Annotated in this window: 18 protein-coding genes; 7 read left to right on the top strand and 11 right to left on the bottom strand. The window is 64.1% G+C overall.

The genetic code is table 11. The features are described 5' to 3' along the window. Positions 1 to 125 precede the first annotated feature (125 nt). Together JQ597_RS16385 and JQ597_RS16390 are read right to left on the bottom strand one after the other, a co-directional pair. Positions 126 to 1496, bottom strand: a complete 1371-nt coding sequence (locus JQ597_RS16385) for a glutamate--cysteine ligase (protein WP_212265282.1) — start codon at positions 1494 to 1496, stop codon at positions 126 to 128. 96 nt (positions 1497 to 1592) lie between these two features. Beyond that, positions 1593 to 2081: a MarR family winged helix-turn-helix transcriptional regulator gene (locus JQ597_RS16390; protein WP_212265283.1), complete on the bottom strand. Its 489-nt coding sequence runs from the start codon at positions 2079 to 2081 to the stop codon at positions 1593 to 1595. Between the two features lie 163 nt (positions 2082 to 2244). Between JQ597_RS16390 and gstA the strand changes: the two genes are divergently transcribed. Continuing rightward, entirely contained in the window at positions 2245 to 2859 is a 615-nt protein-coding gene (gstA, locus tag JQ597_RS16395) for a glutathione transferase GstA (RefSeq protein WP_212265284.1), read from the top strand. 126 nt (positions 2860 to 2985) lie between these two features. On the opposite strand, the gene JQ597_RS16400 is transcribed toward gstA, so the two are convergent. The 5 genes from JQ597_RS16400 to JQ597_RS16420 all read right to left on the bottom strand — a co-directional run bounded on the left by JQ597_RS16400 (position 2986) and on the right by JQ597_RS16420 (position 10767). After that, complete coding sequence (locus JQ597_RS16400; RefSeq protein ID WP_212265285.1) at positions 2986 to 4218, bottom strand: NAD(P)/FAD-dependent oxidoreductase; 1233 nt, start codon at positions 4216 to 4218, stop codon at positions 2986 to 2988. Between the two features lie 474 nt (positions 4219 to 4692). Continuing rightward, positions 4693 to 6909, bottom strand: a complete 2217-nt coding sequence (locus JQ597_RS16405; protein ID WP_212265286.1) for a 3-hydroxyacyl-CoA dehydrogenase NAD-binding domain-containing protein — start codon at positions 6907 to 6909, stop codon at positions 4693 to 4695. 173 nt (positions 6910 to 7082) lie between these two features. Then, the gene (locus tag JQ597_RS16410) at positions 7083 to 8291 is read right to left on the bottom strand and encodes an acetyl-CoA C-acetyltransferase (RefSeq protein WP_212265287.1); all 1209 of its coding nucleotides are present in this window, start codon (positions 8289 to 8291) and stop codon (positions 7083 to 7085) included. A gap of 167 nt (positions 8292 to 8458) precedes the next feature. Further along, positions 8459 to 10249 carry an acyl-CoA dehydrogenase C-terminal domain-containing protein gene (locus tag JQ597_RS16415; protein WP_212265288.1) on the bottom strand — a complete coding sequence of 597 codons (1791 nt, stop codon included), beginning with the start codon at positions 10247 to 10249 and terminating at the stop codon, positions 8459 to 8461. 122 nt (positions 10250 to 10371) lie between these two features. Continuing rightward, a complete protein-coding gene (locus JQ597_RS16420; RefSeq protein ID WP_212265289.1) occupies positions 10372 to 10767 on the bottom strand; it encodes a nuclear transport factor 2 family protein in 396 nt (131 codons plus the stop codon). A gap of 161 nt (positions 10768 to 10928) precedes the next feature. On the opposite strand from JQ597_RS16420, the gene JQ597_RS16425 reads away from it, so the two are divergent. The 5 genes from JQ597_RS16425 to JQ597_RS16445 all read left to right on the top strand — a co-directional run bounded on the left by JQ597_RS16425 (position 10929) and on the right by JQ597_RS16445 (position 18269). After that, positions 10929 to 11519: a PadR family transcriptional regulator gene (locus JQ597_RS16425; protein ID WP_212265290.1), complete on the top strand. Its 591-nt coding sequence runs from the start codon at positions 10929 to 10931 to the stop codon at positions 11517 to 11519. A 200-nt stretch (positions 11520 to 11719) separates the two neighbouring features. Beyond that, positions 11720 to 15286: a tetratricopeptide repeat protein gene (locus JQ597_RS16430; protein ID WP_212265291.1), complete on the top strand. Its 3567-nt coding sequence runs from the start codon at positions 11720 to 11722 to the stop codon at positions 15284 to 15286. A gap of 70 nt (positions 15287 to 15356) precedes the next feature. Then, positions 15357 to 16199, top strand: coding sequence for a COG3904 family protein (locus JQ597_RS16435; RefSeq protein WP_212265292.1), 843 nt, complete (start codon positions 15357 to 15359; stop codon positions 16197 to 16199). A gap of 361 nt (positions 16200 to 16560) precedes the next feature. Beyond that, positions 16561 to 17487, top strand: a complete 927-nt coding sequence (locus JQ597_RS16440; RefSeq protein WP_212265293.1) for a sulfite exporter TauE/SafE family protein — start codon at positions 16561 to 16563, stop codon at positions 17485 to 17487. Beyond that, entirely contained in the window at positions 17484 to 18269 is a 786-nt protein-coding gene (locus JQ597_RS16445) for a TIGR02186 family protein (RefSeq protein WP_212265294.1), read from the top strand. Before JQ597_RS16440 ends, JQ597_RS16445 begins: the two co-directional genes overlap by 4 nt. Positions 18270 to 18392: 123 nt before the next feature. Here the strand turns inward: JQ597_RS16445 and JQ597_RS16450 are convergent, their stop codons facing one another. Further along, entirely contained in the window at positions 18393 to 19310 is a 918-nt protein-coding gene (locus JQ597_RS16450) for a DMT family transporter (RefSeq protein WP_212265295.1), read from the bottom strand. A gap of 120 nt (positions 19311 to 19430) precedes the next feature. Between JQ597_RS16450 and JQ597_RS16455 the strand changes: the two genes are divergently transcribed. After that, on the top strand, positions 19431 to 20294 hold the full coding sequence (locus JQ597_RS16455) for a LysR substrate-binding domain-containing protein (protein WP_212265347.1): 864 nt from the start codon (positions 19431 to 19433) through the stop codon (positions 20292 to 20294). 88 nt (positions 20295 to 20382) lie between these two features. On the opposite strand, the gene JQ597_RS16460 is transcribed toward JQ597_RS16455, so the two are convergent. From JQ597_RS16460 to JQ597_RS16470, 3 genes are all read right to left on the bottom strand, one after another. Beyond that, positions 20383 to 20772: a hypothetical protein gene (locus JQ597_RS16460; RefSeq protein WP_212265296.1), complete on the bottom strand. Its 390-nt coding sequence runs from the start codon at positions 20770 to 20772 to the stop codon at positions 20383 to 20385. A gap of 382 nt (positions 20773 to 21154) precedes the next feature. Beyond that, the gene (gene pdeM / locus JQ597_RS16465; protein ID WP_212265297.1) at positions 21155 to 21829 is read right to left on the bottom strand and encodes a ligase-associated DNA damage response endonuclease PdeM; all 675 of its coding nucleotides are present in this window, start codon (positions 21827 to 21829) and stop codon (positions 21155 to 21157) included. A 39-nt stretch (positions 21830 to 21868) separates the two neighbouring features. Then, positions 21869 to 24445, bottom strand: coding sequence for a ligase-associated DNA damage response DEXH box helicase (locus tag JQ597_RS16470; RefSeq protein ID WP_349628843.1), 2577 nt, complete (start codon positions 24443 to 24445; stop codon positions 21869 to 21871). Positions 24446 to 24628 lie beyond the last annotated feature (183 nt).

The raw sequence follows: 24628 nt of genomic DNA on the forward strand, positions 1-24628 counted from the left end.
AACGCGGCAACGAGCCGAGCGTGATGATCTCATCACGCTCTATGCTTTTGTTTGCGCATGATCTTTCTCGGAAAACCGGTACCCACCCCGCATCAAGTGCGGGGCATGCTTTACCGGATCATGCGCTAGAAAGCGTATTCCTTGTAGGCCGGTTCCACGGAGCCGCCCCAGGCGCCGTTGAATTTCTCCAGCATCTCTTCGGCCGGCGTGCGGCCGGATTCGAGGATCCGCTCCAGCGGCTCGAGGTGACGGCTTTCGTCACGGCCGAGGTGATCGATGCGGCTGCGCCGCCGCAAGCCGGCATGCGACAGCTTCACGCATTCCCGCGCGATTTCGAACAGATAGCGGTCGCGGATCCGGGCCTTGAAGCCGAAGCGCGGCACGTCGTCGCGCAGCGCCTGACGCTCTGCCGCCGTCCAGTGCTTCACGAGATCCCATGCCGCGTCCAGCGTCGTGTCGTCGTACAAGAGACCGACCCAGAACGCCGGCAGCGCCGGCAAACGGCCCCACGGCACGCCATCGGCGCCGCGCATTTCCAGATAACGTTTCAACCGTACTTCCGGGAAAATCGTCGAGAGGTGATTGGCCCAATCCGACAGCGTCGGCCGCTCGCCGGGCAAGGAACTGTTCCTGCCGTCGAAAAAGGCGCGGAACGACGAGCCTGACACGTCGATATAGCTGTCGCCGCGCTTGACGAAATACATGGGAACGTCGAGCGCATAGTCGACCCAGCGCTCGAAACCCATGCCGTCCTCGAACGCCCATGGGATCATGCCGGAACGCGCATTATCGGTATCGCGCCAGATTTCCGAGCGGAATGACAGGAAGCCGTTGGGCTTGCCTTCGGTGAACGGCGAATTGGCGAACAAGGCGGTCGCGATCGGCTGCAGCGCCACCGATACCCGCAGCTTCTTGACCATGTCGGCTTCGGAGGAGAAGTCGAGATTGGTCTGCACGGTGCAGGTCCGGTACATCATGTCGAGGCCGTATTGGCCGACCTTCGGCATGTAATTGGTCATGATCTTGTAGCGGCCCTTGGGCATCAGCGGTACCTGCGACCGCGACCATGACGGCGTCATGCCGAGGCCGAGAAAACCGATCCCCAAAGGGGTCGCGATCTCGCGCACCTGCGCCAGATGCGCCATCAATTCCGCCTGGGTCTGGTGCACGGTCTCGACCGGGGCGCCCGACAATTCGAACTGCCCGCCGGGCTCCAGCGAAATCGCGCCGCCGCCGGTGACGTCGTACAGCCCGATGATGTTGCCGTGCTCCATGATCGGCTCCCAGCCGAGCAGAAGCTGCATGCCCTCCAGCAGCGCACCGATGCCGCGCGCGCCTTCGTATGGCACGGGGTGATAGCCCTCGAGCGTGAACGGGGTCTTCTCGTGCTCGGTGCCGATGCGGAATTCCGACGGCGGCTTCACGCCGGCCGCCAGCCACGCCACGAGTTCGTCGCGCGATTGCAACGGCGTCATATCGATTTGGTCACGCGCCATAAAAAATCCGGATCTTTGGCGATTCGACCGAACGCGCCGTGTGGCAGGGAGCATTGCGGACAGCGTTGTCCGCAAAAACGATAAGATGAAGGCGTATCATCGGGCGGGAACGCCGTCTCGCGCGGCGACCGCCCTGACTTCGCTGCACGAGCAGCCCAGCCGGTCGAGCAGACCGCAGAGCTTGATGGCGTCGGTGTCGGACAGTTTCGAGCCGACGTGTTTTTCGATCGCGGCGGAATAGGCGCTCCACATTTTCTTCTGCAGCTCGCGTCCCGTCTCCGTGATCTCGACGAACTGGCCGCGCTTGTCGATCTTGCATTCGCGCCGCGCCGCCAGCCCCTCGTCGACCAGACGGTCGATCAGGCGCGAGGTCGAGTATTGCGGGATCAGCATCTGCTTCTCCAGCTCCACCGGGCGCATCTCGCCGGACGGCGCGCGCGACAATTCCAGCAGCGCGTCATACCAGGCGAGCGGCGGGAAGCCCGCCTTCTTCAAATCCTGCTCGACGGCGTCCAGCACCCGGCTCTGCACCCGCATCAGGCGGATCCAGGCGTTGGTCGCCTCGGTCGATGGTTTGCGTTTCATGGTCTGGTCCGTATCCGTCACAGGTCCGTGTCTGTCACAGGTTAGTGTACCGCACTAAATGCAGCTGCATCAATCTTGACTATTACATGCAGATGCATTTAGTCGTTCCTCGGCCCCAAGCCAAGGTTTCCAAAGGCAAGAACTTCCAAAGGGAGAAAATCCAATGAAATTGTACTATTCGCCAGGCGCCTGCTCGCTGTCTCCCCATATCGCGCTCCTGGAGGCCGGTCTCCCCTACGATCTGGTCAAGGTCGATTTGCGCGCCAAGAAGCTGGAAAACGGCGACGACTATCTGACGGTCAATCCGAAGGGCCAGGTGCCCGCACTGGCGCTGGATTCCGGCGAACTGGTCACCGAAGGCCCGGTCATCGTCCAGATGATCGCCGATAAAGCCGCGGACAAGAATCTTGCCCCCACCCGCGACCACGCCGATCGCTACAAGCTGCAGGCCTGGCTCACCTATATCAACAGTGAACTGCACAAGAACATCGGCCCGCAGTTCAGCCCGGTGCTCTCCGATGACGCCAAGGCATTCTTCAAGGACCGGGCGATGGGCAAGTTCAAATATGTCGATGGCGAGCTCGCCGGGAAAGACTACCTAATGGGCAAGCAGTTCAGCGTGGCCGACGGTTACATGTTCACGATGCTGTCATGGGCCGAACGGATGAAATGGGATCTCGCTGATCTCTCCAACCTGATCGCCTACAAGGCCCGCGTCGGCGCCCGCCCGAAGGTGCAGGAAGCGCTGACCAAGGAAGGCCTGCTGAAGGCGGCGTAAGCGATTTTTATATCGGAGATAAGAAAAGGGCCGGATCGATGATCCGGCCTTTTTTGTTTTACCCCGCGTCGTGCCAGCGAAGGCCGGGACGACAACTTTTTTTACGCTGCAACCACAACAAGACGATCAGTATCGCGCCGGACTGAACGCTGATGGATCGGTGAATGTCGCCTCGCCGCTCATCATCTCGGCGAGCAGGCGGCCTGTGGTGGGGCCAAGAGTGTGGCCGTGATGACCATGCCCGAAATGCATCCACAGGCCTTTGTGCTTCGGTGCAGCCCCCACGACCGGCAGCATGTCGGGCATGCAGGGGCGGACCCCGCTCCAGGGTTCGGCCTCCACCGCGGTGCCGAGATCGACAAGCCGCCGCGCCGCCTGCTCCGCCCGTTCGAGCTGGCGCGACTGCGACGACCTTTCCGGTCCCATCAATTCGGCGCCCGACGTAATCCGCAATCCCTTCGCCATCGGCGCCATGGCGTATGCGAATTCGGGGTCGTGCAGCGGCAGATTGAGCCTGCCGCCGCCGGTGAAATGCCGATGATAGCCACGCTTGCGCAGCATCGGAAAACGATAGTCAAACTTTTGCAATAGATCGGGAGACCACGGACCCAGCGACACCACGGCCGCCTCGGCGTCGATCGGGCCATCATCCGACTGAACCGTCCAGCCGGCAGGACCCGGCGCCAACGTGGTCGCATCCCCGTTGACGAAGGTGCCGCCTGCGCGTGTGAACAGATCGGCATAGGCGGATACGAGCCCGCCCGGGTCCGAGACCGTCCATGGGTCGCGCCAGTGAACAGCCCCCGCCCCGGTCTCGTTTAGCCCGGGTTCGGCCGCGGCAAGCTGTGCCGGGCTGATAATTTCCGATCGCACACCGAATTCGGCCGCCAGCATCTCGGCGACCAGCGCCACTTCATCCAGCGCAGCCTGGGTGCGGCGCAGGGAATGATAGCCGCTTCGCTGCACCAGATTGTCCGCGCCGGCTTCCCGGATCAGCACATCATGCTCGCTTGTCGCCCGTGCGATGATCCGCGCGTAGGCCTGCGATATGTGCTGGTGCCGATCCGGAGCGGAATGCCACCAGTACCGCAGCAAAGGACCAAGATGCCGCGGCAGCCATTTTACGCGGTAATGGACATCGTTGGCGCGCCCTGTTGCGATCGCCGCCAGCGTCGCAAGATCGCGCGGCATCGGATAGGGCCGCACCGCTTCGGCCTGGATGAAGCCGGCGTTGCCGTAGCTGGTCTCGCGGCCGGGCTGATTGCGATCGAGCAGCACGACCGACCAGCCGCGGCGCTGTAACTGCAGCGCGGTTGCGACCCCAACCATTCCGGCGCCGAGAACGATAACACTTGGCATTGCGACCATCACCCTTGCATGGGTCCGGGACCGGTCAGGACCAGGCTTCCGCTAATCTCTGGGACCAGCTACATCAAATCGCGGCTGGGCAGTAGGCGGAATTGCGGATGGTGGCTCTGCCTTATATTGATTTGTCAGGATTTTGATGGCCGAGCATGTTCGCGAAACACTCGACCTCCCTGATTGCGAGGTTGTGCTCTTGATTGGTCTTCCAACAAGCAGCACCGGTTTGCGTCAATGGCGATGGCTCTCTGAGATGGAGAGCTGCTTTGCAGAAGCAAAGCTGAAAACCCTATTCACAAAATAAAGGGCCGGATAAATGATCCGGCCCCTTTTGTTGGATGTCGTCCCGGCGAAGGCCGGGACCCATACCGCGTGATCTATCAATAAGACATTGCGGCTAACGGCATCTGCAACAATGAACGACGGTGGTTATGGGTCCCGGCTCAAGGCCGGGACGACGATGGATTTGTGTTACGCCGCCGCCAGCTTCTTCGGCGGGAAGCGGCCATAGAACGTCTCGCCCTTGGCCGCCATGTCCTCGAGCAGTTTCGGCGGCGTGAAGCGGGAGCCGTATTTGGCCTCGAGCTTGTGGCAGAGCTCGACGAACTTCCTGGTGCCCATGAAGTCGATGTAGGACAGCGTGCCGCCGGTGAACGGCGCAAAACCGAAGCCGAGGATCGAGCCGACGTCGGCCTCGCGCATGTCGGTGATGACGTGATCCTCCACCGTGCGTGCGGCTTCCACCGCCTGCACGACGAGAAAACGCTGCTTCAGTTCCTCGATGTCGAGCGTGTCGGGGTCGAGCTTCTTCGGCTGCAGATCGGCAAGTCCCGTCCACAGGCTCTTCTGGCCCTTGCCCTTCTCGGGATAGTCGTAAAAGCCCTTGCTGTTCTTGCGGCCGAGACGGCCCTGCTTCTCGACCAGTTCCACCATCAGCTTCTTCTGATCGGGGTTGATCGAGTTCGGCCCGAGATCGGCCTCGGTCGCCTTCATCACCTTGAGCCCGAGGTCGAGCGCCACTTCATCGGAGAGCGACAGCGGACCGACCGGCATGCCGGCCATCTTGGCGCAGTTCTCGATCATCGCCGGCGGCACGCCTTCGAGGAACATCTCGTTGCCTTCGGCGATGTAACGGCCGACGCAGCGGTTGGCGTAGAAGCCTCTGCTGTCGTTGACGACAATGGGCGTCTTGCCGATCATCCGCGTGTAATCGAGCGCAGTGGCAAGCGCCGCATCGCCGGTGTTCTTGCCGACGATGATCTCGACCAGCATCATCTTCTCGACCGGCGAGAAGAAGTGGATGCCGATGAACTTGCCCTGGTCCTTGAATTCCTCGGCCAGCGAGTTGATCGGCAGCGTCGAGGTGTTGGAGGCGAAGATCGCGCCATCCTTCAGGAGCGGCTGCGCCTTGGCGTAGGTTTCGGCCTTTACTTTCCGGTCCTCGAACACGGCCTCGATGACGAGGTCGCAGTCTTTCAGCACGCCATAGTCGGCGGTGGCGCTGATGCGCGACATCACGGCGTCGCGGTCGCTTTCCTTGGCGCGGCCTTTCTTGATGAGGTCGTCGATCACGGTCTGGGCGTGGCCCTTGCCCTTGTCGGCGCTGGCCTGGTCGCGGTCGATCAAGACCACGTCGATGCCTGCCCGCGCGGAGACATAACCGACGCTGGCGCCCATGAAGCCGGCGCCGATCACCGCGAGCTTTTTCACCTTGGTCGGCGGCACGTTTGGCGGGCGGCGTGCGCCCTTGTTCAGTTCCTGCATCGACAGGAACAGGCTGCGGATCATCGCGGCCGCTTCGTTGGAGCGCAGTACTTTCGTGAAGTAGCGCGACTCGACGCGCAGTGCCGCATCGATCGGCAACTGCAGGCCTTCATAGACGCAGCTCATGATGGCGCGCGCCGCCGGATAATTGTCGTAGGTCTCGCGGCGGTAGATCGCGTTGCCCGCCGGGAACATCTGCATGCCCGCCTTGGAGAACACCGGGCCGCCGGGAAGCTTGAAGCCCTTCTCGTCCCAGGGCGCGACGGCCTTGCCGCCGCCCTTGATCCAGTCCTTCGCCGCCTTGATCATGTCGGCGGGCGGGACGATGGCGTGAATGAGGTTGAGCGCCTTGGCGCGGGTGAGGTTAACAGCCTCGCCCTTGAGCAACAGCTGCATCGCATCGGCAGGCTGCACGATACGCGGCACGCGCTGGGTACCGCCGGCGCCGGGGAACAGGCCGACCTTCACCTCGGGCAGACCGAGCCGGGTCTTCGGGTTGTCGGCGGCGACGCGGTAGTGACAGGCCAGCGTCAGTTCAAAACCGCCGCCGAGCGCGAGACCATTGATCGCGGCGACCCACGGCTTCCCTGAAATTTCGATGTTGCGATACACCTGCGAGAAGCGGCGGCTCTGGTCGAACAGCATCTGGTTGGCGGCCTCTTCGCCCTTGGCCTTGAGCAGATCGGCATATTGATGGGCCATGCCTTCGAGCATCGACAGATCAGCGCCGGCGCACAGCGCCTCCTTGCCCGAGGTGATGACGACGCCTTTGACGGCGGCGTCGGCGGTGGTCTGCTTGACGATCTCCTCGAGTTCGGTGGCCGAGGTCTCGTCGAGCACGTTCATCGAACGGCCGGGCGTGTCCCAGGTGACGAGCACGATGCCGTCGGCGTCGGTTTCCAGCTTGAAATTCTTGAAGGCCATGTGTTGCTCCCGATTGCTTCTTCCTTCTCCCCTTGTGGGAGAAGGTGGCGCGCAAAGCGCGCCGGATGAGGGGTCTCTATCCAATGAGAGATATCTCTCCGCGGAGAGAACCCCTCACCCGTCGCCTCACTGCGTGAGGCGCCACCCTCTCCCACAAGGGGAGAGGGTAAAAATCAAACCCGCTCGATGATGGTCGCGGTGCCCATGCCGCCGCCGATGCACAGCGTCACCAGCGCGGTCGACTTGTTGGTGCGCTCGAGTTCATCGAGCACGGTGCCCAGGATCATCGCACCTGTCGCGCCCAGGGGATGGCCGAGCGCGATTGCGCCGCCATTGACGTTGATCTTGGAGCTGTCGATGTCGAAGGCCTGCATGTAGCGCAGCACCACCGAGGCAAAGGCCTCGTTGAGTTCGAACAGGTCGATGTCCGACTTCTTCATGCCGGAGCGCTCGAACAGCTTTTCGGTGACGTCGACCGGGCCGGTCAGCATCATCGCGGGCTCCGAGCCGATATTGGCAAAGGCGCGAATCCGCGCGCGGGCCTTCAGGCCATGCTTGGCGCCGGCTTCCTTGCTGCCGAGCAGCACGGCGCCCGCGCCGTCGACGATGCCGGAGGAGTTGCCGGCGTGATGCACGTAATTGATGCGCTCGACTTCGGGGTGCGACTGGATCGCGACCGCGTCGAAACCACCCATCTGGCCCATCGCCACGAATGACGGCTGCAACTGACCGAGCGACTGCATCGTCGTTGAGGGGCGCATATGCTCATCCTTGGCGAGGATGGTGAGGCCGTTGATGTCCTTCACCGGCACCACGGAGTTCTTGAAGCGGCCCTCTTCCCAGGCTTTGGCGGCGCGCTGCTGGCTCTGCACCGCGTAGGCGTCGACGTCATCGCGCGAAAAGCCGTATTTGGTGGCGATCAGATCGGCCGAGACGCCCTGCGGCATGAAATAGGCCGGCACCGCCATCGAGGGATCCATCGGCCAGGCGCCGCCGGAGGCGCCGATGCCGACGCGGCTCATGGATTCGGCGCCGCCGCCGATCACGAGCTCATGCTGGCCGGCCATGACCTGGGCGGCGGCAAAATTCACGGCATCGAGGCCGGAAGCACAGAAGCGGCTGATCTGAACGCCGGGGACGGCCTGGCCGAGGCCGGCCTTGAGCGCCGCAAAGCGCGCGATGTCGGAGCCGGCCTCGCCGACTGGATCGACCACGCCGAGCACGACGTCGTCGACGACGTCGACGGCGAGATTGTTGCGCTCCTTCAGCGCCTGCAGCGGCACCGTGGCCAGCGCCAGCGCGGTCACTTCATGCAGCGAGCCGTCGGCCTTGCCGCGGCCGCGCGGGGTGCGAACGTGATCGTAGATATATGCCTCAGGCATGGCTTTCTCCCGTTTCGGTCTTAAGCTCTCCTCGAGCCAGACGAATTTCAGAACATTCCACCGTCATTGCGAGGAGCGTAGCGACGAAGCAATCCATTCTTTCTTTTTCGCGGCAAGATAGATTGCTTCGCTGCGCTCGCAATGACGATGCGTATTTGCAGGACGCTTCAGAACGCTTCCGCCGCCAATTCCATGGTGGTCGCGCAGCCGGTCTGGATGCGCGCAAGGTGCACCGTCGTTTCCGGCAGCATCCGCTCCATGAAGAAGCGGCCGGTCACCAGCTTGGTGGTCAGATAGGGCGTGGCACTCCCCGCCGCAATCTTGTCCTGGGCTACCTTGGCCATCTTTGCCCACATATAGGCGAAGGTGACGAGGCCGAACAATTGCATGTAGTCGGTGGCGGCGGCACCGGCATTGTCGGGCTTGGTGAGCGCATTCTGCATCAGCCACCCGGTGGCCTGCTGCAGATGGCCGAGCGCGGTGGAGAGCGGCGTCACGAACGGCTTCATCGCCTCGTCGGCGCCGTGCTCCTTGGCGAAGGCTCCGACCTCACCGAAGAACGCCATCACGGCGCGGCCGCCGTCGCGCGGCAGTTTGCGCCCGACGAGATCGAGGGCCTGGATGCCGTTGGCGCCTTCATAGAGCATGGCGATGCGCGCATCGCGCACGAACTGCTCCATGCCGTGTTCGGCGATGTAGCCGTGGCCGCCATACATCTGCTGCGCCAGCACCGAATTCGAGAAGCCGACATCGGTCATCACGCCCTTCATGACCGGCGTCATCAGACCCATGTGGTCATCGGCTTCCTGGCGATCCTTCGGGTCGCTTGAGCGGTGGGCGACGTCGCTCTTCAGCGCGGTCCACACCACCATGGCGCGGGCCGCCTCGTTGAAGGCGCGGATCGTCAGCAGCACGCGGCGCACGTCGGGATGCACGATGATCGGATCGGCCGGCTTGTCCGGATCTTTGGCGCCCGTCAGCGACCGGCCCTGCAGGCGCTCGCGGGCGTAGTTGACCGCGTTCTGATAGGCGACCTCGGATTGCGCGAGACCCTGCACCGCGACGCCGAGGCGGGCCTCGTTCATCATCACGAACATGCCCTGCATGCCCTTGTTCTCTTCGCCGATCAGCCAGCCGGTGGCGCCGTCGTAATTCATCACGCAGGTGGAATTGCCGTGAATGCCCATCTTGTGCTCGATCGAGCCGCAGGACACGCCATTGCGTGCGCCGAGCGAGCCGTCGGCATTGACCAGCACCTTCGGCACCACGAACAGCGAGACGCCCTTGATGCCCGCAGGCGCGCCTTCGATGCGCGCCAGCACCAGATGGATGATGTTGTCGGCGAGATCATGCTCGCCGGCCGAGATGAAGATCTTGGTGCCCGTGATCTTGTAGCTGCCGTCGGCCTGCTTGGCGGCCTTGGTGCGGAGCAGACCGAGATCGGTGCCGCATTGCGGCTCGGTGAGGTTCATGGTGCCGGTCCACTCGCCCGCCACCATCTTCGGCACGAACATCTTCTTCTGTTCGGGCTTGCCGTGCACCATCAATGCCGCGGTCGCGCCCATGGTCAGGCCGCCATACATCGAAAACGCCATGTTGGCCGAGCTCTGGAATTCCGTGACGACCTGGCTCAGCGTGACCGGCAGCCCCTGCCCGCCGTATTCTGTTGGCGCGGACAGCCCGAGCCAGCCGCCTTCGGCGACCTGCTTGAAGGCTTCCTTGAAACCCTTCGGCGTGGTGACGCGGCCGTCATCATGGCGGACGCAACCTTCGAGATCGCCGACGCGGTTCAGCGGCTGCAGCACTTCTTCGCTGAGCTTGGCAGCCTCCCCAATAATCGCTTCGCGGACATCCGCGGACGCGTCGGTAAAACCCGGGAGATTGTCGTAGCGGTCGATCTGGAACACATCGTTGAGCAGAAACGTGACGTCTTCAACGGGGGCTTTGTAAGTCGGCATGGTGTTCTCCCGGCAGGGGCAGAATGAATTGGCTGATACGTTTCAGATGAAGGTTGGCAGGCCAGCAGGCTGCTTTACGTTCCTTAAAGATGGGACCTTATCCGGTTCCGGACGACGCGGCCTCACTGTTTTGCGAGTTGCGCGCCCATCAATTGATGCAACAGGTTCATTGCCTTGAGCGGCCGCACCATCACCTTGAAATGCGTAATCTTGCCATCCGCGAAGGTGATGATGTCGACACCGTTGATCACGATGCCGTCGATTTCTTTTTCGAATTCGAGCACGGCGCCATTGTCGCTGCGCCATTCGCCGACATATCTGAATCCCGGGCCGCCCAGCACTTTCTCGGCGCTCGACAGATATTTGAAGGTGATGTCACGCCCGCGCTGCGGGGTATGGACCACGGGACTCTCGAACACCGCGTCGGGGTGCAGCAGATCCCACAGCGCCGCCTGGTCGTGCGACTTCATGTAGCCGTACCATTTGTCCAAGGCGGTTATGGCGGCAGTCACGGTCATGATGCGTCTCCGATCGGCTCAAAGCGGGTTCAGCCCAATCTTTATGCACGTTGACGCATATGCAACTTTATGCATAAAGTCAACGCGGCAATTTGATCGTGAGACGGGCCCCTTCTACTTTGCATGGGGTTGTTTTCGCGATTTTTGGAAGGATCGGCGTAGTGGCGCTCGGTGACGCAATCCTTGCTTGTCTGACGGAGCGTCCGATGTCGGGCTATGAGCTCGCCAAGACGTTCGATTCCTCGATCGGGTTCTTCTGGAAAGCCGACCACCAGCAGATCTATCGCGAACTCTCAAAACTCAGGGATCGCGGCCATATCCAGGGCCACGAGGTGGTCCAGTCCGGCAAGCCCAACAAGCTGGTCTATACGCTGACACAAGAGGGCCGGGCCGCGCTGAGGCACTGGGGCGCCCGGCCGAGCAGCCCGCCAATGATGAAGGACGACCTCCTGGTGCGGCTGTGCGCGCTCGACAGCTTCGATATCGAGCCCTTGCGGGCCGACCTGATGGCGCGGCTGGAACATCACCGCGACCGCTACGCGCGCTACGAGCGCATTCTGAACAAGCTGTTCCCGGACGGCAAAGCCACCTCCGTCGCCGATACCGGCAAGCTGCTGGGACTGCGCATCGGCCTGCGCCACGAACAAGCCGTGGCGGAATGGTGCGAAGAGGCGATCGAGACCCTGGCCGCCGTCGCGAAACCTGCTCCCATCCTGCTGCTCGAAGACACCAGCCGCGAAAGCAACGGCTGAGCAGCAGCGGAACCCGGCTGGTCGGGTTCCAAGTTAACTTTCGGGCCGTCCGGCCCCATTCCTTAACCCGTTATTTACCGTAACGCGAAAAAGTCAGGTTCTGAGGCAGACGACCTGCGCGAAATTCGATTGTCTCCTGGTTGGGACGCGCGGGGAGGCTGAAGGCGCAGGAAGCGCCGGAGTCAGAACCGGACGAGAGCATGAATTCGCGCGTATCGTGGAGTGTAGAGGGCATCGATCCATCGGTCCGCGAAAGGGCCGAGGCTGCCGCGCGGCGCGCTGGCATGTCGCTGAGCGACTGGCTCAATTCCACCATCGGTGATTCCGCCCCTCCGAATTTCCGTGCGTCCCATGACGAGCAGCCGGCGATGCCGAGCGCGGAGAGCCGCGAGGTTGCGGACATTCACCAGCGGCTCGATTCGATCACCCGGCAGATCGATCAGATTTCCCGCCCCGCCCCGCGGAGCGACGCGCCCCGAACCGAAGCGCCCCGCGCTGAGCCGACCGTCGCGCGGCAGCTGAACGACGCCATTTCGCGCCTCGATGCGCGGCTGTCGCAGATTTCAAACCACGCTCCCCGCCAGCCAACGATGCAGGACAGGCAGCGCCAGACCGACCTGGTCGAGCGCGCCGCAGCCCAGGTCTATCGTCCCTCGCCGCCGCTGAGCCCGACGTCGTTTGATTCGGCGATCGCCGAAATCGCCGCGCGCCAGAACGAACTGGACGGGGTGCCGTCCCGGCAGATGCCGCCGCGCAGCGCGCCGCCGATGGCGGCAGGTATGCCGCCGATGGCGCCGAGCGCCCCTGCCATGGCTTATGCGCCACCGATGCAGCCGCCTGCACCGGCGCCCGCACCTGCTCCCATGCCCGCCGGTCCGGATTTTTCGTCGCTGGAACGGCATCTGCTCAAGATCACGAGCCAGATCGAGGCGATGCAGCGCCCCGACAATGTCGAGCAGTCGATTGCGGCCTTCCGCACCGAGCTTGCCGACATCCGCCGCGCCATTACCGAAGCGATGCCGCGCCAGGCGATCGATTCGATCGAGAACGAAATCCGCTCGCTGTCGCGCCGGATCGACGAAACCCGCCAGAACGGCACCGATGCCAACGTGCTGGCCAACCTCGAGCGCGCGCTCGGCGAAATCTACGACGCGCTGCGCTCGCTGAAGCCGGCCGAGCAACTCGCGGGTTATGACGACGCGATCCGCAACCTCGGCACCAAGCTCGACCTGATCCTGCGGACGAACGACGATCCGTCGACGGTGCGTCAGCTCGAAGACGCGATCTCGGCGATGCGCGCGATCGCCTCCAACGTTGCGTCCAACGATGCGCTGGCACGGGTTTCCGACGATCTGCATGCGCTGTCGGCCAAGGTCGATCAATTGTCCCGCGCCGGCGACAACAGCGAGTCGCTGGCCAGCCTCGAACAGCGCATTGCCGCGCTGACCTCGTCGATCGAAACGCGCGAGCGGCCGGTCGCAAGCGACAATTCCGAATATATCGAAGGCGCGCTGCGCTCGCTGTCCGAACGCCTGGATCGGATCCCGGCCGGCAACGACAATGCTTCGGCATTCACCCATCTCGAACAGCGCGTGACCTATCTGCTGGAACGCCTGGAGACCTCCGGCAGCCAGGGCGGTTCTGGCGGCGGCAATCTCGGGCGCGTCGAGGAAGGGCTGCAGGACATTCTGCGCCATCTCGAACACCAGCATGCGAATTTGGCCAGGCTCGCCGACAACACCAGCAGCTATGCGGCGCCGCAGTCGATGGATTCCGGCATCGTCGAAGCCGTCAAGCGTGAGCTGTCGGACATCCGTTTCAACCAGTCGGAAACCGACCGCCGCACGCAAGACTCGCTGGAGACGGTTCACAGCACGCTCGGCCATGTGGTGGATCGGCTGGCGATGATCGAAGGCGATTTGCGCGCGGTTCGCGCCGCACCGCCCGTGGCAGCGCCGGCCCCTGCTGCATACGAAGCCCGCGAAGAAGCGCCGCGCGCGATGATGCCGCCGCCGAGCTTTGCACTGCCGGCCTATGTCCCTCAGGCTCAGCCGCAGGCCTTTGCGCCGCAGCCGAAACCGGAATTGCCGAATCCCGCAGCCTCCCAGGAGCATTTTACCGCCGCGCCGCGCGACTTCCATGCCGCGGAGCCGGTAGCGCCGCCGGCCATTCCGCCGATGACGCCGCGCGCCATCAGCGAAATCCTTGAGCCGCACGCAGCCCCGCCGCGCACCGCGATCGCGCCGGAATTGCCGCCGGATCATCCGCTGGAGCCGGGCACACGGCCGACCGCACGGGCGTCGTCGCCATCGGAGCGGATCGCCGCATCCGAAAGCGTGATCAACGAAATTTCCGCGGCCGCCAAGGAGCCGGTCAGTTCGTCGAGCTTCATCGCCGCCGCCCGCCGTGCCGCGCAGGCTGCTGCCGCCGCGCCCGCCAACGAGAAGGCGGCCAAGGCCGCTGCGAAGGCCGCCTCGAAGGCTACTTCGAAGACCTCCGCCAAGGTTACGGCCATCGACAACGGCAAGACCGACGGCAAGGAGCCGTCGAACATCACTTCCAAGATCCGCTCGCTGCTGGTCGGCGCGAGCGTATTCGCGATCGTGCTTAGCACCTTCCAGCTGGCGATGACGCTGCTCGACACGGGCAGCGCGCCGCAAATACCGCAGATGGAATCCACCGATCCGGCGCCGGCCTCAAAGGCCCCGGCCGAGAACAGCGCCAAGCCCGCCATGCCGGCACCGGCTGGGCCCTCCATGATGTCGCCCGCCCCGATCGGACGGCAATCGAACAACAGCTCCGCACCGAACACGCTGGATGGCGCGCAAGTCGCTATTCCCCAATCCACGATTCCTCAGGCCATAATTCCTCAAGCCGCTATTCCTCAGACCGCGATCCCGCCGCAGGCGGCGATGTCCATCCCGCCGCAGGCGGTGATGTCGCCGATCAATGCCGGCGATATCACCGGCGCGCTCCCGGCCCTGCCGGCCAACGGCAAGCCTGGAATGGTGCAGGTGCCGCCGGGCGAGCAACTGCCCGATGGCATCGGCGGGCCGATGCTGCGCGCCGCTGCGCTGAAGGGCGATCCGACCGCAGCCTATGAAGTCGGCGTGCGCTTTGCCGAGGGCAAGGGCGTGGCAGCCAATCTCGACGAAGCCGCGAAATGGTATGACCGCGCGGCGCAAGCCGGCGTGGTGCCCGCGATCTTCCGGCTCGGCACCTTCTACGAGAAGGGCATGAGCGTCAAAAAGGACGCCGATGTCGCGCGGCGTTACTATCTGCAGGCGGCCGAACGCGGCAACGCCAAGGCGATGCACAATCTGGCCGTTCTCGACGCCGATGGCGGCGGCAAGGGCGCCAACTACAAGGTCGCGTCGCAATGGTTCCGCAAGGCCGCCGATCGCGGCGTCGCCGACAGCCAGTTCAACCTCGGCATCCTCTATGCCCGCGGCATCGGGGTCGAGCAGAACCTCGCCGAATCCTTCAAATGGTTCAGCCTCGCCGCCGCGCAGGGCGATGCGGATTCCGGCCGCAAGCGTGACGATATCGCCAAGCGCCTCGACGCCCAGTCGCTGGCCGCGGCCAAGCTCGCGATCCAGACCTTTACGCCGGAGCCGCAGCCCGACGCCGCCGTTAACGTGGCGACCCCGGCCGGTGGCTGGGACCCGGCGCCTGCGCCCGCAGCTGCGACCAAACCCGCCGCCAAGCAGGCTTCGACCAAGCGCGCCGCAGCCTCGGCGGCGGCGCCGCTGGCATCGACCCGATAATCCCTCCATATAAAGCCGTATGATCTGACGGGGCCGGCGTGGCCTCGCGCGGCTTTGCAGTGAGGATCGATTGTCTGCCGAAGATGGTCAGGACGGGGAAGGCCGTTTCCGAAGGTCGCCGACCGGGCCTTCGGTCGCGCCGCCGCGCAAGCCGGCCGAGCACTCCGCGCCTTCGCCGTGGCGATCTGCTCCGCTGCCGCCTCCTCCTCCGCAGCAACCGCAAACGGTGCGGAGCCAATGGCCGCTCGGCTCCATTCTCATCTTCGTTCTTTTGCTTGCCGGCATCGCCATCCAGGCCTATCGCGACCTCTCGCGGCCCGATGCTTGGGATTACTGGAAGGACCAGTATGTCTCGCCGAGCCTGACCTCCTCGGTGGTCGCCAAACTCGATCTCGATGGCGCCGCGCGTGATCGGCGTGCCCTGTTCATCAAGGGAGAGATCGGACCCGGGGCCGCAAGATGGTTCCGCGAGAAACTGGACGAGGCCCAGCTTGCCGCCGGCGACGTGATCCTGATGTCTTCGCCCGGCGGCGATTTGAATCAGGCCGCGATCATTGGCGAGATCATTCGCTCGCGCGGACTGATCACGGCCGTCGGCACCGCCGATGCCGCGGGCCGCGTCAAACCCTCCTATTGCGCCAGCGCCTGCGTGCTCGTCTATGCCGGCGGCAAGAGCCGCATCGGCGTGTTGGGTTCAGGCTTGGGCGTGCACCGGTTTACCACGACAAAGCAAGTGGATGATCCGCTCGCCGAAGCCCAGAAGATATCAGGCGCGGTGCTGGGCTATATGACCAAAATGGGGGTTTCGTCGTCGGTCGTGCAGGCGATGTCCGAGACCAAGGACATCCGCTGGCTTGCGCCCAAGGAGGCGCTCGCCATGAACCTCGTCACCGATCCCCTCGGAAAGCCCTGATTGCTGTCGTCCCGGCCTTGAGCCGGGACCCATAGCCACCGGCCGCAATTGTCTTGCGCGCTAAACGTTATCTTCCTCGTTCAACAAGGCAGGCCGCGGAGTGGGTCCCGGCTCAAGGCCGGGACGACGAAAATTATTCACCACCCCCGCCGCGCATGTGTGCAGGTGCGGCAAATAATTGCCTTCCGGGGCATTCTTTAGTCCCCCCTGCCACTGATCTGGGTTATGCAAAGATGCGGCAACCGGTCCGCGTGCGCTGACCCTGCGCGCCAATCGGATTCCACTGCCGGCAAATGCTCGAAACCATGCCCTGGGCGGCCGTTAGGCCAGGTCAACGGCAGACAACGAGAAGCAGACGCGCGTGCAGCTCTACCTTCCGATCGCAGACATTCCCGTCAATGTTTTCCTCATCCTGGCGATGGGCGCGGCGGTTGGTTTCGTCTCCGGCATGTTCGGCATCGGCGGCGGCTTCCTGATGACGCCGCTGTTGATCTTCGTCGGCATCGCGCCCGCGGTCGCCGTCGCCTCGGTCGCGAGCCACATCGCGGCTTCCTCCTTCTCGGGCGCGATATCCTATTGGAGGCGACGATCCATCGATCCCATTCTGGCGTTGGTCTTGTTGACCGGCGGTACCGTCGGGACGGCGCTCGGGGTCTGGACGTTTACGCTGCTGCGCTCGCTCGGCCAGCTCGATCTGTTGATCGCGACGTCCTACGTCATCCTGCTGACGACGGTCGGCGGGCTGATGTTCTGGGAAGGCCTGCGCGCGCTGCTGCGGACCCGCCGCGGCGGCGCGGCGACGATACGCCGCCCCGGCAGCCATGGCTGGATTCACGGCCTGCCGCTGAAGATGCGCTTCAAGCGCTCGAAGATCTACCTGTCCGTGATCCCCGTCGTCGTGATCGGCCTGATCATCGGCTTCATCGGCGCCGTCATGGGAATCGGCGGCGGCTTCATCCTGGTGCCGCTGATGATCTACGTGCTGCGGGTGCCGACTTCGACCGTGGTCGGCACCTCGATGGTGCTGACGCTGGTGACGATGATATTCGCCACCCTGCTGCATGCGGTGACCAATCATCTGGTCGACGCCGTGCTGGCGCTGATCCTGATGATCGGCGGCGTGACCGGCGCCCAGTTCGGCGCGCGCGCCGGCCAGAAGATCCGCGGTGAACATCTGCGGCTGCTGCTCGGGCTTCTGGTGCTCGCCGTCGGTATCCGCTTTGCCGTCGAACTGGTGATCCGGCCGGCCGATCTGTTCACGATCCGCGAAACGGGAGGCGGGGTATGAGCGCGCGCGCCTCGCTCATCGTGGCAAGTCTCGTGCTGGGTGCTGCGCTCGCCATTTCGCCGGCATGCGCCGAGCGGCTGATCGTGTCGGTGTCGAACCACCGCGTCACGGTGACGCCGAATTATTCCGGCGAGGAGCTGGTGCTGTTCGGCTCGGTCGAAAAGGACGCCCAGACGCCGGCCGGCCGCAACAATTACGATCTGGTCGTGACCGTCAGCGGACCCCGCGCCGACATGGTGACACGGCGCAAGGAGCGCAAGTTCGGCATCTGGATCAACACCGACTCCCGGCAGTTCCTCAAAGTGCCGACCTATCTGGCGCTGTTTTCCAACCGGCCGTTCGACGCCATCGCTTCCCCCGAAGTGCAGCGCCGGCAGCAACTCGGTCTCAACAATGTCCTGCTGACCCAGCGCGTCGGTCCCGATTTTGCCGACGTCGTGCCCAACGACCCGTTCCGCAGCGCGTTCGTGCGGCTGCGGACCCAGCACGGGCTTTATCGCGAGGAGCAATCGGCGGTGACGTTCCTGACGCCGACGCTGTTCCGCACCGGCATTCCGCTGCCGGGCGAAGTGCCGATCGGCACCTACGACGTCGAGATCAAGCTGTTTGCCGACGGCGCGCTGGTCACGCGTACCGAAACCGCGTTCGAGATCGTCAAGGTCGGTTTCGAACAGTTCATCGCCAACGCCGCCCACAACAATGGTTTCGCCTACGGGCTGGTGACGGCCGTCATGGCGCTGATGACGGGCTGGATGGCGTCGATCGTGTTTCGGAAGGATTGAATCCCGACGTAGCCCGGATGAGCGAAGCGACATCCGGGGCAGTGTCGCGGTGGCTCCCGGATATCGCTGCGCTCATCCGGGCTACGGTCCATTTCGCCAACAGGCTGATTAGCATCGCCGCGTTCACGCAGCACCAGCGGCTCTGCTGGGCCGCGTCACCAGATAAATCCCGAGCGCCACCGGAATGATCCCGAGCAGGTCGCGGAATTCGACGTGCTCGCCCAGCACGAGGAAGGCAAACAGCATGCCGAGCGGCGGCATCAGGAAGTGATAGGCGCTGGCAGCGGTGGCGCCGCAGACCTTCAACAGGTGGAACCACAGGAGATAGGCCAGGATCGATCCGCCCAGCACCAGGAAGGCGAATGCGCCGAGCAGCCGCGCGCTCGGCACGATGTCGCTGACGCTGGAAAACGTGAAGGCGAACGGCAGCAGCGCCAGTCCACCGGCGAGATTCTGCACGCCATTGCCGACCCACAGGCTGCCCTTCGGCGCCAGCACCTTGAACAGGATGGTGCCGACCACGATCGAAGCCAATGACGCCAGCGTGTAGACGATGCCGTCCATGCTGTCTGACCCAACCGACATGCGATGCCAGACGATAAAGCCGACGCCGGCGATGCCGAGCAAGAGTCCCGTCACCTTGCGCCAGGTCAGCGCCTCGCCGAGAAACACCGCGGCGGCGACAGCGGTGAACACCGGATTGGCGCTGACGATCAGCCCGCCGAGGCCGGCGGATACGGTCTTGAGGCCGGTGTAGCCGAGCCCGAGATAGAGCGCGTTGTTGGCGACGCCGAGCACGACGAACACGGCCACGTCGCGCCAGCTGAGCTGCCATCCCTCGCCGCGAAGTGCGGATATGCCGAGGATCAGGACGCCCGCGAGCAAGAACCGCGCCGTGAGCAGGATCAGCGGCGGACAATCGGTGACGCCGATCTTGCCGGCGACGAAGGCAAAGCTCCAGAGCAAGCAGAACAACGTGATCGTGAGCGGCAGCCAGTTGAAACCGGCGCGAGGAACGGCAATCGAGGGCGCAAGCGACATGGGAAGTCTCCTTTGCCCATGATGTAGGCCCGCGCCTTGATATTTAGAAATTAAATGATAAACTGATATCCAGTGGATTTATGAATAGACCTTTCTGAAGAGCGGAGGCGAGCCATGGCCATGCTCGATCTGGAACTGCTGCGCAGCTTCGTCTCGGTGGTGGATTCCGGCGGCTTCACCCGCGCCAGCGAGCGCGTCCACCGCACCCAGTCGACCGTCAGCCAGCAGATCAAGCGACTGGAGGAGGACGTCGGCCAGCCGTTGCTGAACCGGAGCGGCAAGGACGTCACGCCGACCGAGGCCGGTGAACGGTTGCTGTCCTATGCGCGGCGGCTGCTGTCGCTGGCGGAAGAGGCCCGCGATGTGCTGACGCGCCCCGGCAGTGAAGGCGCGATCCGGCTCGGCGTGCCCGAAGATTTTGCCGCCTACCGGCTGGCGAAATTGCTGGCGGCGTTTTCACGCTCGCATCCCGGTTTGCGGATGGACGTCCGCTCCGACCAGAGCACTTACCTGAAGCGCGACCTCGAACGCGGCGAACTCGATCTGGCGCTGTTCAAGCGCGCCGCCGGCGAGAAAATCGGCATCGCGGTGTGGCCCGAACGGGTGCACTGGGTCACCAGCAAGAGCCGGCCCCGCGACACCAGCACTGGCTCGGTGCCGCTGATCGGCTTTCCCACCGGATGCCTCTATCGCTCGCGCGCGATCCACGCGCTGGAAAGCGCAGGCCGCGCCTGGCACATGGCCTACACGTCCTCCAGCCTCTCCGGCATCCAGGCCGCGGTTGCCGCCGGCATGGGCCTGAGCATTCTGTCCGAGATGGCGATCCAGGCCGACCACCGCGTGCTGACGGCGAAAGACGGCTTTGCGCCGATCGACCGAACCGAAGTCGCGCTGGTCGCCGCACCGGATGCCAGCCCCGCCACGTTGCGGCTCGCCGATCGGCTGGCGGAGTTTTGCAATGCGGTGCAGGCAAAGGCGGCGTAGCTTGCGGCGAACTCGGCACGCCCCCTCTCCCGCTTGCGAGGGCTGGGGTGCGCACCAAGTAACGCATGCCGAATGGTGCGTCGGGGGATCAGTTTACTTTCATGTTGCCGGCGCCATCGACATCGCCGGCAGGATTGTATCCGGAGTCGTGCAGGTTCTTGAGGTACACCCGCTGCGACGGGGCACCGGCCGGCGCAAAACCCCCGGCCATGGAAGCGTTGGCGTCGTGGGGGTGGCGGCGCTGCGTTCCAGCCACCCTGGCTCCGGCCCGTGCATTGTACGCACCGTTTTCAAAATTCGCGGCGCTCGCGCCTGCTGGGCCGCCCGGCTCCGCCATCATCTTGCTGGCGGGGGTCGGCGCGCCTTTGTTCAGGACATCGCGATCCGGATACATTGCGCAGTCCGTGCACTGCGCAAACGCTGCGGACGACAGAGCGACCGACATAAAGGATGCGGCAACGAGTGTTTTGTAGTTCATGGTATTTGCTCCATGGTTAAGCGAGTTACAGCTCGCTTTGTTTTGTAATTGGCCTGTTGTCCCGGAGGGACAACCCGGCTCTCCGCCGAGGCCTGATGCGTTTTTCGAGGCAGTCGATGAACCCCGTTGACGCATTGGAGTCGCGGCACGCATGGAGGACACCGACTCCCTTTCGGCCGTCGCCGAACTCCATGTGCCATTGTCGATAGCTTGGCGCGGTGCTGTTGCGCCAATCAACAATGGCTCACCGCATAGTGAAACGGAGTTGACTCACAATTTCAAAATCTACCGATAGATTCGGTCGCAGACGCTGATGCGCGTTCGCTTGGCTTTGGCTCGTATCAGCTTTGGTTCGTATCAACGGTGAGCTGCGGTCGCTCTCTCAGTAACACCGCGACGCTGCGATCGCGTGCAGTCTGTTGTCGCCGAGCACGTGCGCCATCAGGCCCGGTGTCTGGAATATCTTTGCAAACGCCGGATCGCGGATGCTGAGGCCGCCGGTATAGGCGCCGAACGCCGGCATTACCGCGCGTTCGCCGTCGCAGGCGAAGCATCGCCGCTCCATCGAACGGCCGCGAGTGGCGACGCGGGCCTTGGGGTGCAGATGGCCCGCGATCTCGCCTGACGCGCCCGTGGGCTCATGACGGAACGTGATGTTGCCGATCGCGACGTCACTGGCGACGACGCCGCCGAGATCGGACGGCAACGCCGGATCATGATTGCCCGCGATCCAGATCCAGTCGCGCCGCGCCTGCATCGCGGACAGCGCCTCGCGGTCGGGCACCGACAGCCGCTCATGCGCATCGCGGTCGTGAAAACTGTCGCCGAGCGCGATCACCATGCGCGGGTCGTGCCGCGCGATCACGGCAGCAAGCCGGCTCAGCGTCGCCACCGTGTCGTAAGGCGGCAGCAGCACGCCGCGCGCGGCGAAGCTGGAGCCTTTTTCCAGATGCAGGTCGGAAACGACCAGCAGGCGCTGTTCCTGCCAGAACAGCGCGCCGGAGAGATCGGCGAGGAAAGTGACATCCGCAATCGCAACCTTCGAAACCCGCGCCATTTGATCATCGTCCGAAGATTGCGCCGATGCCGTCACGTTCTACCCTGTCGCTTCCTTGACGAGTTCCTCGGCGGCTTCCGCCAGCAACTCGTCGGCCGCTTCGCCATAAACTGACTCGCGGCCGATTTCCAGCATCACCGGCACCGCCAGCGGCGAAACACGGTCGAGTTCCCGATGGATGATTCGGCCCTGAATACGCGACAGCATATCACCGAGCCGCTTGAGATCGAGCAGCCCGGTGGCGGCATCGGCACGCGCGGCGCGCAGCAGCACGTGGTCGGCCTGGTGCTTGCGCAGCACGTCGTAGATCAAATCGGTCGAGAACAGCACCTGGCGGCGGGATTTTTCCTCGCCGGTGAAGCGCCGCGCGATCAGGCCTGATATCACCGCGCAGGTGCGGAAGGTGCGCTTCATCAGTGCGGATTCGGCAAGCCACGCCTCGAGATCGTCGCCCAGCATGTCCGGATCGAACAGCGCGTTGAGATCGAGCTTGCCATGGCGGATCATGAACGACATGTCGCCGAGCCCCCACACCGCGACCGCATATTCATTGGCGACAAAGCCGAGCGGCCGCACCCGCGCCCGCTCCATCCGCCGCGTCAGCAACATGCCGAGCGTCTGGTGCGCCAGCCGCCCCTCAAAGGGATAGCAGATCAAATAATGCTTGTTGCCGCGCGGGAAGGTTTCGATCAGCAATTCCCGCACCGCCGGCACGCGCGAAAAATGCCGTTGCAGCGACAGCCAGTCGCGCACCTGATCGGGCAGCGCGTTCCAGGCACGGTTGTCGTCGAGCAATTTACGCACGCGCTCGGCGAGATAGGTCGACAACGGAAACTTGCCGCCCATATAAGACGGCACCTTGGCATCCGCGTCGTTGGCACGCGAGACGTAGACCTTATCTTCGGCGAGCGCCTCATAGCGCACCACCTCGCCGCCGAACACGAAGGTGTCGCCGACCACCAGTCCCTCGATGAAATATTCCTCGATCTCGCCGAGCATCCGCCCGCCGCGTCCAAGTGGGCCTGATGATCCCGAGCCGCCGCCGCGCGAACGCACCAGCCGGACTTTGAGCATCGGTTCTTCGACGATGGTGCCGACATTGAGGCGATAGCTCTGCCGCACGCGGGGATTGGCGACGCGCCAGCGACCTTGCTTGTCCTGCTTGATGCGCGCGAAGCGCTCATAGGTTTTCAGCGCGTAACCGCCGGTGGCGACGAAATCGACCACGTCGTCGAAATCGGTTCGCGTCAAACCAGAGTAAGGCGCCGATGTCAGTACCTCCGCATAGAGCTCATCGGAAAGAAACGGCTCGCCGCAGGCGCACCCCAACACGTGCTGCGCCAGCACGTCGAGCGCGCCCGTACGTAACGGCGGGGTATCCTGCGCATTCTCCGCGATCGCATCGATCGCAACCGCGCATTCCAGCACCTCGAAGCGGTTGGCCGGCACCAGCACGGCGCGCGAGGGTTCGTCCAGTCGATGGTTGGCGCGGCCGATCCGCTGCATCAGCCGCGAGGACCCCTTCGGCGCGCCGACATTGATCACGAGGTCGATGTCGCCCCAGTCGATACCGAGATCGAGCGAGGAGGTGCAGACCACGCCGCGCAATTTGCCGGCCGCCATCGCGTCCTCGACCTTGCGGCGCTGCGCGACGTCGAGCGAGCCGTGATGCAGCGCAATGGCCAGGCCGTCGTCGTTCATGCGCCAGAAATCCTGGAACAGCATTTCGGCCTGGCTGCGAGTGTTGACAAACACCAGCGTGGTCTTGTTGCGCTTGATCAGCTCGTACATTTCGCCGAGCGCATGGCGGGCGCTGTGCCCCGCCCATGGCAGACGTTCTTTGGTGTCGAGCATCTCGACCACGGGCGCCGCGGCGCCGCCGGCAACGACAATGTCGGCGGACTCGATTTTGCGGTCGCGCTGCGGCACCAAAAACCGCGCCAGCGATTCCGGCTCGGCCACCGTCGCCGACAATCCGATGCCGCGCATTTCGGGCGCCAGCCGCCACAGCCGCGCCAGCCCGAGCGACAGCAGATCGCCGCGCTTGGAGGTGACCAGCGCATGCAATTCGTCGAGCACGATGCGCTTCAACGAGCCGAACAAGAACGGCGCATCGTCGGACGACAGCAGCAGCGCCAGTTGCTCGGGCGTGGTGAGCAGAATGTCCGGCGGATAGCGCCGCTGCCGCTGCCGGCGCGACACCGGCGTGTCGCCGGTGCGGGTCTCGACCTTGATCGGGAGGCCCATCTCGGCGATCGGCGTCTCCAGGTTGCGCGCGATATCGACCGCGAGGGCCTTCAGGGGAGAAATGTAAAGCGTGTGTAGACCGCCGGTGCGTTTGACGCCGCGGCCGGTGGAGATGACGTTCTTTGCGCCCTCCCCTGCACCCGGTGGCGGAGTAGACAGTTCCACCAGCGTCGGCAAAAAACCCGCCAGCGTTTTGCCGGCGCCGGTCGGCGCGATCAGCAGCGCCGAGCGATCTTCACGGGCCTTGGCCAGCAGTTCCAGCTGATGTTCACGCGGCGACCAGCTGCGCGACGCGAACCACCGAAGGAAGCGCTCGGGCAGCAGCGCGGCCGGCTCGGCCGATATGGCGGGTGAGGTCAGGGGCGGCACGGCTAAGAGGTAAGCCGTCAGGATCGCTACGTCGAGGGCTACTAACCTCTCCCCGCCTGCGGGGAGAGGTCGTCGCGAAGCGTCGGGTGAGGGGGTACAGGTCTAACGTTTGACATCGATTTCGCGGAGACAGCCCCTCACCCCAACCCTCTCCCCGCAAGAGCGGGGCGAGGGAGAAGGTCC

Origin of the sequence: Bradyrhizobium sp. AUGA SZCCT0177 (assembly GCF_018130125.1) — a bacterium.
In the GTDB taxonomy this organism is placed as follows: domain Bacteria; phylum Pseudomonadota; class Alphaproteobacteria; order Rhizobiales; family Xanthobacteraceae; genus Bradyrhizobium.

What these genes read in the sequence shown, in the direction of transcription:
- JQ597_RS16385 (WP_212265282.1), bottom strand. Translation starts at nt 1,496, where the DNA reads ATGGCGCGTGACCAAATCGATATGACGCCGTTGCAATCGCGCGACGAA.
- JQ597_RS16390 (WP_212265283.1), bottom strand. Translation starts at nt 2,081, where the DNA reads ATGAAACGCAAACCATCGACCGAGGCGACCAACGCCTGGATCCGCCTG.
- gstA (WP_212265284.1), top strand. Translation starts at nt 2,245, where the DNA reads ATGAAATTGTACTATTCGCCAGGCGCCTGCTCGCTGTCTCCCCATATC.
- JQ597_RS16400 (WP_212265285.1), bottom strand. Translation starts at nt 4,218, where the DNA reads ATGCCAAGTGTTATCGTTCTCGGCGCCGGAATGGTTGGGGTCGCAACC.
- JQ597_RS16405 (WP_212265286.1), bottom strand. Translation starts at nt 6,909, where the DNA reads ATGGCCTTCAAGAATTTCAAGCTGGAAACCGACGCCGACGGCATCGTG.
- JQ597_RS16410 (WP_212265287.1), bottom strand. Translation starts at nt 8,291, where the DNA reads ATGCCTGAGGCATATATCTACGATCACGTTCGCACCCCGCGCGGCCGC.
- JQ597_RS16415 (WP_212265288.1), bottom strand. Translation starts at nt 10,249, where the DNA reads ATGCCGACTTACAAAGCCCCCGTTGAAGACGTCACGTTTCTGCTCAAC.
- JQ597_RS16420 (WP_212265289.1), bottom strand. Translation starts at nt 10,767, where the DNA reads ATGACCGTGACTGCCGCCATAACCGCCTTGGACAAATGGTACGGCTAC.
- JQ597_RS16430 (WP_212265291.1), top strand. Translation starts at nt 11,720, where the DNA reads ATGAATTCGCGCGTATCGTGGAGTGTAGAGGGCATCGATCCATCGGTC.
- JQ597_RS16445 (WP_212265294.1), top strand. Translation starts at nt 17,484, where the DNA reads ATGAGCGCGCGCGCCTCGCTCATCGTGGCAAGTCTCGTGCTGGGTGCT.
- JQ597_RS16450 (WP_212265295.1), bottom strand. Translation starts at nt 19,310, where the DNA reads ATGTCGCTTGCGCCCTCGATTGCCGTTCCTCGCGCCGGTTTCAACTGG.
- JQ597_RS16455 (WP_212265347.1), top strand. Translation starts at nt 19,431, where the DNA reads ATGCTCGATCTGGAACTGCTGCGCAGCTTCGTCTCGGTGGTGGATTCC.
- JQ597_RS16460 (WP_212265296.1), bottom strand. Translation starts at nt 20,772, where the DNA reads ATGAACTACAAAACACTCGTTGCCGCATCCTTTATGTCGGTCGCTCTG.
- pdeM (WP_212265297.1), bottom strand. Translation starts at nt 21,829, where the DNA reads ATGGCGCGGGTTTCGAAGGTTGCGATTGCGGATGTCACTTTCCTCGCC.